This is a genomic window from Kribbella turkmenica, assembly GCF_004348725.1.
In the GTDB taxonomy this organism is placed as follows: domain Bacteria; phylum Actinomycetota; class Actinomycetes; order Propionibacteriales; family Kribbellaceae; genus Kribbella; species Kribbella turkmenica.
On the sequence record NZ_SMKR01000003.1, the window covers coordinates 20318 to 34312 of the forward strand.

The 13995-nt window shown below is 67.6% G+C and carries 12 protein-coding genes; 8 read left to right on the forward strand and 4 right to left on the reverse strand.

The window, feature by feature from the left end; genetic code table 11:
• Positions 1 to 77: 77 nt before the first annotated feature.
• From E1218_RS01175 to E1218_RS01185, 3 genes are all read right to left on the reverse strand, one after another.
• Entirely contained in the window at positions 78 to 1166 is a 1089-nt protein-coding gene (locus E1218_RS01175) for a hypothetical protein (protein WP_132315267.1), read from the reverse strand.
• A gap of 20 nt (positions 1167 to 1186) precedes the next feature.
• The gene (locus E1218_RS01180) at positions 1187 to 4471 is read right to left on the reverse strand and encodes a tectonin domain-containing protein (RefSeq protein WP_132315269.1); all 3285 of its coding nucleotides are present in this window, start codon (positions 4469 to 4471) and stop codon (positions 1187 to 1189) included.
• 161 nt (positions 4472 to 4632) lie between these two features.
• A complete protein-coding gene (locus E1218_RS01185; protein ID WP_165949075.1) occupies positions 4633 to 5565 on the reverse strand; it encodes a helix-turn-helix domain-containing protein in 933 nt (310 codons plus the stop codon).
• 375 nt (positions 5566 to 5940) lie between these two features.
• Between E1218_RS01185 and E1218_RS01190 the strand changes: the two genes are divergently transcribed.
• Positions 5941 to 6501 (forward strand): hypothetical protein, encoded by a 561-nt coding sequence (locus E1218_RS01190; protein ID WP_132315273.1) that lies wholly within the window; start codon positions 5941 to 5943, stop codon positions 6499 to 6501.
• 317 nt (positions 6502 to 6818) lie between these two features.
• On the opposite strand, the gene E1218_RS01195 is transcribed toward E1218_RS01190, so the two are convergent.
• The gene (locus tag E1218_RS01195; protein WP_132315275.1) at positions 6819 to 7424 is read right to left on the reverse strand and encodes a hypothetical protein; all 606 of its coding nucleotides are present in this window, start codon (positions 7422 to 7424) and stop codon (positions 6819 to 6821) included.
• 68 nt (positions 7425 to 7492) lie between these two features.
• Here E1218_RS01195 and E1218_RS01200 point away from each other — a divergent pair, with 68 nt between their 5' ends.
• The 7 genes from E1218_RS01200 to E1218_RS01230 all read left to right on the forward strand — a co-directional run bounded on the left by E1218_RS01200 (position 7493) and on the right by E1218_RS01230 (position 13989).
• Positions 7493 to 7891 carry a hypothetical protein gene (locus E1218_RS01200; RefSeq protein WP_233711922.1) on the forward strand — a complete coding sequence of 133 codons (399 nt, stop codon included), beginning with the start codon at positions 7493 to 7495 and terminating at the stop codon, positions 7889 to 7891.
• Between the two features lie 90 nt (positions 7892 to 7981).
• Positions 7982 to 9097: a GNAT family N-acetyltransferase gene (locus E1218_RS01205; protein ID WP_132315277.1), complete on the forward strand. Its 1116-nt coding sequence runs from the start codon at positions 7982 to 7984 to the stop codon at positions 9095 to 9097.
• Complete coding sequence (locus E1218_RS01210; RefSeq protein ID WP_132315279.1) at positions 9069 to 10019, forward strand: potassium channel family protein; 951 nt, start codon at positions 9069 to 9071, stop codon at positions 10017 to 10019. The genes E1218_RS01205 and E1218_RS01210 overlap by 29 nt, the downstream gene beginning before the upstream one ends.
• A gap of 63 nt (positions 10020 to 10082) precedes the next feature.
• On the forward strand, positions 10083 to 10997 hold the full coding sequence (locus E1218_RS01215; RefSeq protein ID WP_132315281.1) for a zinc metalloprotease: 915 nt from the start codon (positions 10083 to 10085) through the stop codon (positions 10995 to 10997).
• Positions 10998 to 11121: 124 nt separating this feature from the next.
• Positions 11122 to 12111, forward strand: a complete 990-nt coding sequence (locus E1218_RS01220; RefSeq protein WP_132315283.1) for a LacI family DNA-binding transcriptional regulator — start codon at positions 11122 to 11124, stop codon at positions 12109 to 12111.
• Positions 12112 to 12235: 124 nt separating this feature from the next.
• The gene (locus E1218_RS01225) at positions 12236 to 13159 is read left to right on the forward strand and encodes a carbohydrate ABC transporter permease (RefSeq protein WP_132315285.1); all 924 of its coding nucleotides are present in this window, start codon (positions 12236 to 12238) and stop codon (positions 13157 to 13159) included.
• Entirely contained in the window at positions 13156 to 13989 is an 834-nt protein-coding gene (locus tag E1218_RS01230) for a carbohydrate ABC transporter permease (RefSeq protein WP_132315287.1), read from the forward strand. The genes E1218_RS01225 and E1218_RS01230 overlap by 4 nt, the downstream gene beginning before the upstream one ends.
• The last annotated feature ends 6 nt before the right edge of the window (positions 13990 to 13995 follow it).

Here is a 13995-nt window from a genome sequence, read left to right on the forward strand (position 1 = left end):
GTGCGACCGCCAGGGCGGCGATGCGCTTCACAGGTCGCCAGCTGATGGGCAGGCTGGCAAGCTAAGCCGCGTTTCGCCTAGGCTGTCACACCGGTCTTTCTCATCAGAGTGAACAGGGATTCCACCATCGGCATGATGCCCTCGCCGAGGTCTTCCAGGGAAATCATGGGGAGACGGACGCCTGTGCCCTCGGATCTCTTCAACCAGGCGTGGTCCAACTCGTCATCACGCACGCGCCATGTGCGATGCACGTGAAGGTGTTCGCCGGCCAGGTTGTCGTACTCACCTTGGTACAGCTGTACCTTGAGCTGCAGCTTCTCGCGGGCGGATTCGGCATCGAAAACCCTGGGCTCACGGTTCTTCTTGTCGCGTTTACGGTCGTCCCACAGACCGAGTGCGTCTCTGGCGAGAGGCACTTCCCGGGCGATGTCACCCAATCCCGGGTTGGCGTATGTACCTCTCGGGGACCGTTTCTCCCCGCCGAACAGATCGCCAGCCCTTTCTATCCCGAACTGGCCGGCCTCGACGCCGTTGCGGATGAGGCTCGCCACGTCTGCCTTCCCGGGCAACTCTCCGGCCAGACCGTTCGTAAGACCGGCGCCGACCATCGCTCCAGCTCGAAGTACCAGGTCTTTGATGAGCGTCGTCTTGCCGATGATGAGCTCGTCCCGCCGTCCACTGCCCTGGATGTAGTGGCTGATACCGACTTCGGCGGTCAGCTCGCCTGACGGGATGTCATCACCCCAATTGTCGTGGTTCAGGTTGAGTACACAGAGGATCGAGCCCGCCCCCGCCCGACTGTATTGCCTGGTCAGGTCTGCCAATCTGCCAATCTGGATGACGTTGTGATTGTCTAGGCTGAAGTACCGCACGTCCCGCCATCGGTCGCGCTCGGTCTCCTGGAGCTGAGCGTTCCAAGGATAGGCGGTCTTCAGTTTTTTCCGTCCCTGGTAGAGATCGCCGGCGTACTCGTAGATCCGCTCCGACTCGACATCGACCCGATAGAACCCGGGCTCGATCGGCCGGGCCGGCCCGGTCTCCGGGTTCAGTTTCTGCTTGAGGGCGGTCGCTTCTTCATGGAAGAAGCCCTTGAGGGTGTCCAAGAACGCCTCGCCAGGTTTGTTGACGGCTCCGGTGCGAGTGCTGGAATCTCTCGAATCTGGCATGGTCAGCTCCTTCAGCTCCTTCAGCTCGAGTGGCCGGCGGCCCACCGCAGGATTTCGTCCCGTGGGGTTTGGCGGATCCGCTCCTCGACAGTCGCTTCGTCGACGTTCAGACTGGCGGCGATCTCCGGGATCCTGGTGTACAACCTCTTCATCGTGGCCGCTGCGAACGACTCGGTCTCGACCGCTTCGCCCGGCTCGCCGTCGGACCACGAGTCGTCGTCCAGCTTCTCGGACCTGGCCCGTTGGCCGTGCCCACGTTCGAGCCCTCTCCGGCCCGTCCCGAGCCGGCGGTCACGTCGCCGGCCACCGCCGGTGTTGTGCAGCGCGCCGTACTCGGTGATGTTGCGGCCTGCAGTGACTCCACCGATGGCGTCGGCGATTCCGTCGGCGCCGGCGATCTTGGCGAGGACGGCGCCCTCGGGGCCGAGCAGCATGGGTGCGGCCTCGATCGCGAGGTCGGCCATCCGCTCCAAGTGGTCGGCCGCGATCTTCATCGCGGCGGTAGCATTCTTGCCGCCGGCCTGGTCGCTGCTTGCGGCGAGTTCGAGACTCTTGCCGAGCAGTTCCTGCGCCCCGGACAGTCCACTCATGTCGCGGAAGAGGTTGGCGGTGGCCACTGTACGCAGGATGGCTTCGAGTCCGGCGGGTTCGGGCAGAGGCTGGAGCGGATTGATCCGCGCGGCTGGTGCGGCCATCGCTGCGGGAGTCAGATCGGGCTGGACCGCCCGGCTGTCGGTCGACACGGGCGCGATCTCGCTCGCCAGAACCGGAATCGGCGAGTCCTGCCAGTTCCAGAACCGGGTCGCGTCGAGTTTCTCCGCGGAGTTGGCACGACCCAGCACCGCCTCGGCGAACACCCCACGGCCGGGCAGGCCGAGCACCATCGGGTCAGGCTCGTCGTCGAAATCCACGTTGGCCTCCAACCACGTCCTGCGTTCCCTCGTGCTGGCAAAGTGCCAGCGGAAGGCGAGGTAGTTGCCGGTGATGGCGACCGGTTGCGGATCCAGGCAGACGGCCAGCGGGACCGGATCGCGCTTGCTCTCTGGTGTGTAGTGGTAGGTGGCGAGCATCCGGCTGAGTTCGAGCTCGCCGGCGTGGGCCCAGATGACGCGGCTGTAGAACGCGGCGTTGTCGTTGAGGTGGTCGAGGATGTCGGCGGACGCCGCCTCGGCCCGGACCCAGAAGCCCAATGTCGCGAGGAATCGCTGCTTCCCGGTGGTGGATCCCACCTCGCCGAACAGTCCACACAGGGTCGAGCCACGAACGTCCAGAGAGATCTCCCTGGCTCCTGTCACCGGCTCACCAAAGATTTGCTCGCCGGAGTTGCTCTTGACGACGATCTGGCGCAGATTGCCGGCGACCACGCGCATCGTCAACGCGATCAGCCGATCGCCGGTAGGGAACTTGTGGGTGGCCGAGTTCAGCTGCAGGGCCGGATCAGTTTCGCCGAAGTTGAAGTTCTCCCCAGCCGCTCCGGTGGCGCCTCGCATGGTCAGCTGGATCCCTCGCAGCTTATCCTTGTCCCACCAGACGGTCAGTGCCGCTGCCTCGGCTTTGTCGTCGTGCTTCTCGAAGCCGGAGACGTCACGTGTCAGGATGCGGACGGGGGAGCCATCCGGAGTCAGCGCCCACAGCTCGCTCCCGGAGACCGGGGCTGCGACCTTGAGCTTCTCAGCGCCGGTGTAGGTCCGGTGGTCCCAGCCGGCGCCGTTCCATTGATAGAGATCGTTGCCGGCATTGACCCCCCACAAAGACCCGTCGGAGGCGCCGGCGATCTGGGTCAGTACACCGCCACGCTCGTCCCACCGCCGAGTCTTGGAGTTCCATTCGTACGGCTGGCCGTTCGCGTGCAGGCACCATGCGACGTCCCGCCCGACGGCGGCGATGCTGCCGCCGGGCTCGCCGCCGACGTCTTGGCCCATCGCCTCCCAGTTCGACCCGTCACGGCGGTAGCGGCCACCGGCGGGTCCGCTGCCCCAGACCGCGCCGTCGGCCGCGGCCGCGATCGCGACCAGACCGCCGGTCGCCCGGCCACGATCGATCTTGGTCCAGGTCTGTCCTTCCAGCCGATAGATGTCTTTGTTCGTCATCGTCACCCAGACCGAGTGTGCTCCGCCGACGGCGATCGCTGCACCGCCTTCGGCCGGCAGGCCCGGTACGGCAACCCAGGAGTTGGTCGGCGGGTCCCATCTCTCTGGCTGTCCATTGGTGAGGCCGAGTCCCCAGACGGCATCCGCAGATGCCGCGAGGTGCTTGAACTTCCCCGGCTTGATCTCGATGACCGCGGCGGCCGTCGCACCGGGAGCGACCGTCACGGTTCCCGAACTTGCGGCGGTCATCGCCACCTTGGTCTGGAACGGATCCGTGCCCGCCATCCGATCCTTCCAGGCCTTCGGCGCGGCCAGTGCGAGGACGTCGGCGTACCGCTTCAAGATGTTGGTGGTGAACGTCAGGATCTTCATCGGGATGAAGAGACAACGGTCGACCTGGACCGGTTTCGTGGTGACCTCGTAGACCTGCACGACTTCGTAGTACTGCATCGTGAGTGCGTGCATGTGGTTGTAGTTGGTCACGACCCTGGTGCTGGCTTTCGCGCCTTCGACCTGGTCGGTCTCCTGCACTACCGCGACGTGCTGGTTCCGGACCGCGGTCGCGACCTGGCGGGTACGGCCGGCGATGTCCTGTGCCGTTCGGCCCGCGACTTCCCGAGTGCCCGACGAGCGTGCGACCGCGGTCGCGGCGCCCATGCTGCTGGACAGGCTGCCCTGGTAGCCGTTGCTGAAGATGCCGAGCGATACGCCACCCGTCGCCGCAACGGTCGCCGATGCCGCGATCTGGCCGGTGGTGGAGTCACCGAACTGCTGCTCCAGCGCAACCGAGTTGGCGACCTCGGCCACCGAGCGATCGAAGACGGCGTCCTCGCCGGTCTTCTCTGCGACGTCCACTCCTTCGTCACGGGCGCCTTTGTCGCGCCGGGTCCAGTCGACCACGGCCACCCTGGTGCTCTCCCCTGGTGCCAGGGCCAGGCTGTGCAGAAGGCGTCCGAGGGTGACCCCGAGTGAGCGCCATCGCTGCTCGGTGGTGATGATCAAGCCTTCACCCGGACGGTCGAACAACTTCAGTTCACCATCGTCCTTCCCGAGGTCGACGGGCTCGTTCAGTTCGACCAAGGCGTCCTGCTCGGCATCGGGAATGTCAGTCAGAACAACGGTCTGATACCGGACGGTCTCGGTCGGGTAGCTGCCGGTTGCGGGTAGCAGGTCGGGCGGAGCCTGCCCGTCGTCGGCTGGGATGAATTCGGGCATGACAAACCTCCACGGCGAACAGTGGGCCCGGCTTTGCGACAGGCCGTGCGCTCTGCCGGACGACGGTACGTCGGCACGCGGGTACTGATCGGCGTGCGGACCCAACTCCGCACGCAGAGTCAAGATCCACGGCCGGTCGGCTGTCGACTCTGCACGAATCGTCAAAAAGCGTGCTCGTCCGTGCGCCGGGCCTCGCGAGGAGTCTGGCCGAACTCGGCATGGAACAGCCGGCTGAAGTGCGCCGGACTCGGCAGGCCGACATCGGCACCGATCTCGGCGATGCTGCGATGCCGGTGCCGGGGGTCACGCAGTAGCGTCCGGGCCCGCTGGAGCCGGCGCCGCCTGATCGTGGTGGCAACTCCCTCGCCCTCATCGGACAGTAACTGGTACAAGGCGCGCCTGGACATGTGCAGCGCGGCTGCGATCTCGTCAGGACCGAGCCGCCGATCGGCGAGGTTGGCTTCGATGAACCTCCATACCTGGAGCCGCCTGGCCGCGGCGTGCTCAGTGCCGTCCGTGCTGATGCCATGGAGGGAGTGCACGAGCATCGTGATCAGCGAGACGCTGATGGTGTCCAAGTTTGCGGTCGCCGTGTGAGACAGGTCCTCCAATCGGCCGAGCATGCCGATCAAGACGGGTCGGACCAGGGATTGGAAGACCGGCGAGCGTTCGAGTTGTTGCCGCGCGGTAACCCGATCGATCGCCCGATCGGGCAGCTCTACGGACGTCCGAGGCACGTTGATTTGAATCGTGCGGAAGCCAGCTGGATTGCGCCAGTAGCCGCCGGTGCGGCCGTAAAGAACCGGCGAGCCGTCCGTCAGCGACATGTCCTGCCCATGCCAGTGGCCGGTCACGCCCCGGCCGCGAACGAACATCGCGACTCGCAGCAGATCACTGGCCTCCGTGGCCTCCGGCCGCCAGCTGCCGACGGCCGGACCGCAGTGCAGCTCGATGATGCTCGTGTCGCCGCATGCAAGAACCTCCCCCAATGATCGGAAATCAGCCGGGATCCGGTCGATCGGATCCAGCCGCATCGTCGCGATCGCCGCCTCTGAGTACCAGGTCCGCCAATAGTCGAACCGCTCCCTGGGCAAGATCCCCGGCGTATCGAACCGTCGGTGGTGCATTGGCCCCGTCATGGCATTTCGTCCCATCGCTTATCACGACAGCCGAACTACGACCGCCTCGCGAGCAGCCGCATCAGCCCCGACGCTGCACGCGAAGGCCTTCCCCAGAACCACATGTGAACACCCGGTTCGCCTCCGTGAACGGGTTCAGTGAGAATTGTGGCGCCCAGAGGTGCTTCGCGGCGATTGCGGACGCGACGTGTCTCACATAGCGACACCCGCTAAGACGTCAAGGTGTGGAACTGGGGATCGTCGGTGACGTTATATCAGGCTTGGGAACCGGCACATCGAGAGCTGATACGAAGGTTGGATTGCGGCTGGGATCGTGACGGGACGTCCCGGATGAAGTACGAGCCCGCGCGTCGGGACGGCGACTCGATCTGGAGCAACTTCCCCAGCTGGTCCGATGCCGAGTCGGAACACTCCTCGCGGCACGGGTTTCGTCTACTTGCTGGGACCGAGCTGCTCGCCGACGGCCTGTCGCTGGGGGAGTACGGTGCTGCGGGCAAGGTACTGGGATGTGCCGGTTGCGGCGACGATCTGATCTGCTGTAACGGGCAGATGGGCCGGCTGCGCGGAGACTACAAGTGGAAGTCGCCGACCACGCCCGAAATTCAGGAGCTCAGCAGCCGACGCGGGCAAGCCGATACCGTTGATGTTCCCGGACTACGATCTGTCGGTCGACCTACGCGGCCGGGCACGCTGCGTGCCGTATTTCCCATCAGCATCACCACCGAGTCGGCCAATGCTACAGATCGGGTCGTTTCGCCATGGCGCAAGCTTGGACTTTCTAGACAACGGCGCGACGCGGACGCAGATCCCCTCCTGAACCTCGGTTCCGAGGTCGCCGCGCGGCCGACAGCACCGAAGCCACCGACATCGTCACCCTCGAGATCGCCATGACCGACTTCAACCACGAGGCAGTAATCCAAACCCTCCCCGCTCTACCGAGTCCGCTGACCCGAGAGCGAATTCTGGATTTCTGCTCGCTTCCGGCGAGCTCGCCGACGGAATCCACGACTGGACGGGTGCTGAGCGAGTTTGTTGGGCGTCGGACCGGGAAGCGCCTCACGGCGCGTGGCCGCTCGTAGCGGCTTATTTTGGGACCCGGGGCTTACGCCGGCCCGACACCTCGATCAGTGTAGCGGGTGCCGAAACCCCTTGTCCTGTGGTGATCTCGGGCCGCAAGACGCCATAGCATCCGAAGCGAGAACCCGCAACTACCAGAGCTGTCCGGCGCGTTCGGTGCGGGCCGCGGTCTGCAGCTGATCCGCCGTCTCGACCAGCTTCGATGCCGACAGCACCTGGTCGTGGCCGTCGTCGGCGAGATGCGCCCGGCCGGTCGCGACGATCCGCGCGAACGCGGCCGCCCGGTCCAAGGTGGTGGCGAAGTCCCCGGTCGCGACCCCGCGCAGTACGGCGTCGACCATGTCCCGGACCTCGGTCGGCCCCGGCGGCTCGGCGACGCCGGCGACCACGGCGTGCACCTCGGCGTACTTGCGTCCGGTGGCGAACTCGCGGGAGACGCCCTCTGCGTTCGAGTGCACCCAGGAGCGCAGCAGGTAGAGCCGCCAGAGCGCGCCCGGCAACGAGTCGGCCGGCGCGTCCGACCAGAGCTCGGCCAGCTCGTCGAGGCCGTAGTCGTCGGCCAGCTTCACCACCCGCGCGTGCACCTCGGCGTCGTCCGAGGACCGGGCACCACGGACCAGCAGCTCGGCGGTCCGGTGCGCGGCCTCGGTGACCGCCGCGGGGTCGGCGGCACCGGGGAGCGACTCGAACAGCTTGTTGCCGGGCATGATCGGACGGCGCGGGTTGGGGGAGGTCACGCGCTCCATGGTGCCCGACGCGGCGAAGCACCGCATTCCGACCCGGCACAGTCAGTACGCTCGGTGGTATGGCAGGTGCAGGTGACAAGCGCGGGCGACTGGCCAAGAACCTGGTCAAGTACGGCGTCCGGTACGGGCCGCTCGCCGTCGAGGCGATCAAGCACGGGCGCGAACCCGCCCAGCAGGCCGTCCAGGCCGCCCTCGCCAAGCGCGCCGCCCGGAAGAAGGCGGTCGAGCACGCGCTCACCGTCCGCGACGGGTCCTTGCTGAAGGTCATCAGGGACGGCCAGGCGATCTACTTCGTGTTCAGCGGCGACGCGATCGTGACGACGTACCCGCCGGTGCCGCAGAACACCTACCCGGAGATGCTGCGGCATGCCGACCTGGACAAGCGTGAGCCCGCGGTCGTGCTGGCCGCCCGTCGACCGGTGTTCGGCGCCCGGCTGCCGAAGATTCGCCGGCGCTGAAACGTTGACGCGGGCGTAACATCCCGGACCCGGCCGGGCAACAGGCGGGCCGCAGAGTGGAAGGACGTTTCCACGAGGGAGGGCGTCCGCATGCTCTGGAAGATCAGGACCGAACTCGCCGACCGGCCCGGTGCGCTGGCCGAACTCGCTGCACGATGTGGTGCGGACGACATCAACATCCTCAGCCTGGAGGTGTTCACCGCCGAGACCGGCGCGGTCGACGAGCTGGTGGTGTCCACCGGTGTGGGCTGGACCGCCGACGACCTGGCCGCCCTGGTCGCCGAGGCGGGCTGCTCACGGACGACGGTTCGTCCGTGCCAGGCCGGCGTGCTGAGTGACGCGCCGACGCGCTACCTGCGCGCCGTACTGCGGCTGATCGACGACCCGGTGTCCGTCGACGAGGAGCTCGGCAACCTGCAGGGGTTCGACGAGTACACGCCGGCCGAGTGGGCGCGGGCCGACGTCCTGGTGGAGATCGCGGGGCGGCTGGCCGAGCGGTTCGAGGGGTCCGTGGTCGAGGGGCCGCGCCCGGGCAGCGGGGTACCCGAGCTGCGGATGTCGACGGTCGAGGACGCCGGGGCGGTCGTCGCGATGCACGAGCGGTGCTCGTACGAGAGCCGCACCCGGCGCTACCACGTGCCGATGCCGAAGCTGACCCACCGCACCGCGCGGCACCTGTCCGCACCCGCCGGCGGGGTCTCGATCGTGGCCGTGGTCGGGGACGCCGTGATCGGGATGGCGACGGCCGCCCCGTGGGAGGAGCTCGGGAGTACGACGATGGAGGTCGCCGTCCTCGTCGAGGACGGCTGGCAGGGCCAGGGCCTGGGACTGCAACTCCTCCGGCGGCTGGTCGTCGAGGCGCGGGCCCTGGGTGCGGACCGGGTCGTCTGCGTGGTGCAGCCGGAGAACCACGCGATGCTCCGGACCCTCGAGCGGCTCCGGATGCGGTCCAGAGTGGTCCAGGACGGCGACAACCTGACCGTCACTGTCGCCCTGTCCGACCAGAGCCTGTCGCATGCGGTGGATCGGCCCCCGGTGCAATATCGTCAGTCACGTGCCACCCCTTTCCCTCGGCCGCAATCCCCACGGTCTGCTGGTCAACCTGCCCGCGAGCACACGCTCGCCGCTCTTCCAGCTCTTCAGCCGCTTCCTGGTCGCGCTGGGGCTGCTGACGGTCATGGTGCTGATCGTGGTGGTCGACCGTGACGGGTACAAGGACAGCTTCGACGGCAGCGTCGGGGTCATCGACGCGATCTACTACGCGACCGTGACACTGACCACCACCGGGTACGGCGACATCACCCCGGTGACCCCGACGGCGCGGTTGATCAACGCCTTCATCGTCACCCCGTTGCGGATCTCGTTCCTGGTGGTGCTGGTCGGCACGACACTGGAAGTCCTGGCAACCGAAGGTCGTCGCATCATGCGCGACACCCGATGGAGGAGGCGCATGAAGGACCACACGATCGTCATCGGCTACGGCACCAAGGGCCGGTCCGCCGTCCAGACGCTGATCAGCAACGGGGTCAAACGCGAGAGCATCGTCGTGATCGACCCGCGCGCGCAGGCGATCGGTGACGCGGGCAACGACCAGATGGCGGCGTTCCACGGCGACGCGACGAACCGGACGGTGCTCCGCCGGGCCGAGGTGATGACGGCCCGCGAGGTGATCGTCACCACCGACCGCGACGACGCGGCCGTGCTGGTCACCCTCGCGGTCCGGCAGCTGAACCAGGACGCGCACATCGTGGTCGCGGTCCGCGAGGAGGACAACGTCCCGCTGCTGCGGCAGAGCGGTGCCGACGCCGTGGTCACGTCCTCGGAGGCTGTCGGCCGGCTGCTCGGCCTGTCGGCGGTCAGCCCGAACCTGGGCGAGGTGATGGAGGACCTGCTCACGTACGGCGAGGGACTCGAGGTGGCCGAAAGGCCGGTGCTCGGACGCGAGGTCGGCAAGCCTCCGTCGGCCGTGCCGGACCGGGTGGTCTCCGTCGTCCGCGACGGCCGGGTCCACCGGTACTACGACTCCAGCGTCTCGGTGCTTGCCGCGGGCGACAAACTCATCGTCGTCCGCCCGGCCAAGGAAACCCCGTGGGCAGAACGCCCCGGCGCCGACGAACAGGACGAGTGAACTCTTCCACCAGCGGCGCTCGAGTGCTTGTCTCGGAGAAGTGAACCGAGGTGGTGAGGCGATATGCGGTGGAAGAAGCGGGTGGCGGGCGTCACGGTCGCGGCGCTGGTGTGCCTGGGGCTGACCGGCGGCCAGACTCAGGCGGTCGAGCCGCCGGGTAACGAGTGGTTCGCACCGTGTGACCCCGGTGCGGGCGAGGCACAGGCGCGGGGCGGACCGGCCCGTGAGCCTCATCTCGGGCAGGAGCACAAGGATCTTCCGGTCGCGGCGAAGGGCAAGGCCGGGCGCGACTTCAAGGCGACCGTTCCGGTGTACTTCCACGTCGTCACCGATGGGTCGACCGGTGCGTTGACGAAGGCGCAGATTTCCGCGCAGATCACCGTGCTCAACAAGACGTTCGCGGGGGCCGAGGGCGGCGACGACACCGGCTTCAGCTTCCGGCTCGCGGGCGTGACCCGGACCGACAACGCGGCCTGGTTCTACGCCGGCCCGGGCGGCACCAACGAGCACAGCATGAAGCGCTCCCTGCACACCGGTGGACCCGGTGACCTGAACCTGTACTCGACGACCGCGGGTGCAGGTCTGCTGGGCTGGGCGTACCTGCCCGACATCGTGACCAAGCCCGGTCAGGCCTACCTGGACGGCGTGGTCGTCGACTGGGAGTCCTTCCTCGGTACGTCGACGAGGTACGCCGGCGCGTTCGACCAGGGTGAGACGACGACGCACGAGGTCGGTCACTGGCTCAATCTCGAGCACACCTTCTACGGTGGCTGCAGCGCGCACGGCGACTTCGTCGAGGACACGCCGGCGCAGAAGACGCCGAGCAGTGGATGCCCGGTGGGCAAGGACACCTGCAAGGCGCCGGGCCTCGACCCGATCCACAACTACATGGACTACTCGTTCGACTCCTGCTACACGCAGTTCACCCCCGGCCAGTCGCAGCGCATGGCCGACTCCTGGCTCCTGTACCGGGCGTAGCGGACGGCGGGCACGGACGCCGGATCACGACCGGGTCTCGGGGGAGGCCCGGTGTTGACGGCGCCTGCCCGCCGTCTTAGTGTCTGACCTGTAAACGATTACAAGAACGATTACAGGAGGCCGTGTGAGCCGCCCGACGATCGCCGCGGTCGCCCGGGCCGCCGGTGTCTCGGTGGCGTCGGTGTCGCGCGTGCTGAACGGGTTGCCGGCCACCGGGGAGATGACCGAACGGGTCCGGCGGGCGGTGCAGGAGCTCGGGTACGTGCCGGACGCGCGGGCCCGGTCGCTCAAGGTCGGCCGGACGTTCCAGCTCACGCTCGCGGTCGCCGACGTCGGGAACCCGGTGTACGTGACGATGATGCGCGCGGTCGAGGAAGTCGTCTCCGCCGCCGGCTATCGCCTGGTGGTGACGACGACCGGCCGGGACGTGGTCGACGAGGTCGCGCTGGTCCGGGGAATGGCCCGTGGGTACGCCGACGGGCTGGTGATCAGCCCGCTGCGCGTCGACGACGACCTGATCAAGTCGATTCGCGAGTGCGAGGTCCCCGTGGTCGTCGCCGGTAACGTCCCCGCCAGAGCGGGGGTCGACACGGTCCGCGCCAACTCCCCGAAGGGCATCCGGTTGGCCGTCGACCACCTGGTCGCCCGCGGCCGCCGCCGGATCGCGTTCCTCAACGGCCCCGCCGACACAGTCCCCGGCACGGCTCGCGCCAAAGGTTTCGCCGACGCCCTGAAAGCCCACGACCTGCACCCCGCCGCCACGGCCGAAGCCGCCGACTTCACCTTCCCCGCCGGCCGCGCCGCCGCACCCCGGTTGCCGGCCGCCGGCAAGCTGGATGCGGTGATCTGTGCGAACGATCTGCTGGCGGTCGGCGTGATGCACGAACTGGCGGCGAATGGGCTTCGCGTGCCGGAGGACGTCGCGGTGGTGGGGATGGACGACAGCGAGCTGGCCGAGCAGAGTTTTCCGCCGTTGACGAGTGTCAACCTGGGGTCGGCCGAGCGGGGGCGGCGGGCCGCCGAGTTGCTGTTGGCAAGGATCGAGGACAGTACGCGGACGCCGCGGCGGATCGTCGTACAACCCTCCCTGAGCGTGCGGAGGTCGACTCCGTGACCGTATCGATGCCACGCCTCCGGCGCGGCGGGTCATGGAGCTGTTGCTCCCGGCCTTCCCTCGTCGCTGCGGTCGCTGCGGTCGCTGCGCTCCCTCCGCTCCTCAGTCCAGGCCGGGAGGCTCCATGACCGCGACCATCACCGCGCCGCCGGAGACACCGGTGCGGAAGACCGGCCGGCCGAAGCAGAACCGGGAGGCGATCTTCCTCTTCCTGCCGGCGCTGCTGCCGGTGCTGCTGCTCAGCGTCTACCCGCTGATCCGCGGCATCGCGCTCGGCTTCACCGACGCCCGCGCCGGGCTGAACGTCGACACCAGCTTCGTCGGCTTCGACAACTTCGCGAAACTGCTGCAGAACGACCTGTTCTGGTCGTCGTTCCGGATCGGCGTCATCTGGACCCTGTCGGTGACGATCCTTCAGTTCGTCGCCGCGCTCGGCCTGGCGCTGCTGCTGAACACCGACATCAAGTTCCGCGGCGTCGCCCGGACGCTGGCGCTGATCCCGTGGGCGATGCCTCCGGTGGTGGTCGCGATCATGTGGCGGCTGCTGCTGCACCCCACCAACGGCCCGGTCAACGAAGTACTGCAGACCCTCAACCTGACCGACCAGCCGGTCAACTTCCTCGGCGACTTCGGTACGGCGCTGCCGGCCGTGATCGTGGTCGGCATCTGGGTCGGCATGCCGATGACCACGGTGACGCTCCTGGCCGGCCTCCAGGGCATCGACCGGTCGCTGTACGAGGCGGCCGCGGTCGACGGGGCGGGCGTGTGGAGCCAGTTCTGGAACATCACCCTGCCGCAGCTGAAGACCGTGATCGTGGCGATCACCAGCCTGGACCTGATCTGGAACTTCAACTCGTTCGGCCTGGTCTACGTGCTCACCGCCGGCGGCCCGGGTGGCAAGACGATGCTGCCGATGCTGTTCGCCTACAACGAGGCGTTCCGCTACGGGAACTTCGGGATGGCCGCGGCGATGGGTGACGTGATGGTCGTGATCATCATCGTGTTCCTCGCGTTCTACCTGCGGAACCGGCTGAGGAGCCAGGCATGAGAACCCGTCCGGTCGCCCGCACCCTGCAGTACGCCGCCGTCGTCTGCTACCTGGTGTTCCTCGCGTTCCCGCTGCTGTGGCTGCTGTCCAGCTCGCTGAAGTCGCCGCGGGAGTTCGCCGGTATCACGCCGAGCCTGCTGCCGAAGGACGTCGACCTCGGCAACTACAGCGACGCGCTGAGCGAGCAGGGCCTCGTCCGCGGGCTGATGAACAGCCTGCAGATCTCGATCGCCAGCACGATCCTGGTGCTGGTCGTGTCGCTCCCGGTCGCCTACGCGCTGGCCCGGTTCCGCAGCCGGCTGCGGCCGGTGACGAACGGCTGGATCCTGGTCAGCCAGGTGTTCCCGGTGATCCTGATCGTGATCCCACTGTTCATGATCCTGCGGCCGCTGCACCTGACGAACACGATCCCCGGCGTGGTGATCGTCTACATGGTCTGGTCGATGCCGTTCGCGCTGTGGATGCTGCAGGGCTACGTCGCCGCCGTACCGCGGGAGCTGGAGGAGGCCGCGTCGGTGGACGGGGCCGGGCGGCTGCGGACGATCGTCTCGATCGTGATGCCGCTGCTGCGGCCGGGGCTGATCGCGACCGCGATGTTCACCTTCATCTCGGCGTGGAACGAGTTCTTCTTCGCTCTGGTCCTGCTGCAGGACCCGGAGCTCAAGACGCTGCCGCTGGTCCTGGCCCGCTTCGTCGGTGCCGAGGGCCAGGTGCAGTTCGGTCCGCTGGCTGCCGCGTCCGTACTGGCGACGGTACCCAGCCTGGTGTTCTTCGCCTTCCTGCAGCGCCGGCTGACGTCCGGCCTGCTGAGCGGCGCAGTCAAGGGTTAGGAGAGG

Coding starts and splice junctions, on each gene's coding strand:
- E1218_RS01225 (WP_132315285.1), top strand. CDS start 12,236: ATGACCGCGACCATCACCGCGCCGCCGGAGACACCGGTGCGGAAGACC.
- E1218_RS01200 (WP_233711922.1), top strand. CDS start 7,493: ATGGCAGGTGCAGGTGACAAGCGCGGGCGACTGGCCAAGAACCTGGTC.
- E1218_RS01215 (WP_132315281.1), top strand. CDS start 10,083: ATGCGGTGGAAGAAGCGGGTGGCGGGCGTCACGGTCGCGGCGCTGGTG.
- E1218_RS01205 (WP_132315277.1), top strand. CDS start 7,982: ATGCTCTGGAAGATCAGGACCGAACTCGCCGACCGGCCCGGTGCGCTG.
- E1218_RS01210 (WP_132315279.1), top strand. CDS start 9,069: ATGGTGCTGATCGTGGTGGTCGACCGTGACGGGTACAAGGACAGCTTC.
- E1218_RS01230 (WP_132315287.1), top strand. CDS start 13,156: ATGAGAACCCGTCCGGTCGCCCGCACCCTGCAGTACGCCGCCGTCGTC.
- E1218_RS01180 (WP_132315269.1), bottom strand. CDS start 4,471: ATGCCCGAATTCATCCCAGCCGACGACGGGCAGGCTCCGCCCGACCTG.
- E1218_RS01175 (WP_132315267.1), bottom strand. CDS start 1,166: ATGCCAGATTCGAGAGATTCCAGCACTCGCACCGGAGCCGTCAACAAA.
- E1218_RS01190 (WP_132315273.1), top strand. CDS start 5,941: ATGAAGTACGAGCCCGCGCGTCGGGACGGCGACTCGATCTGGAGCAAC.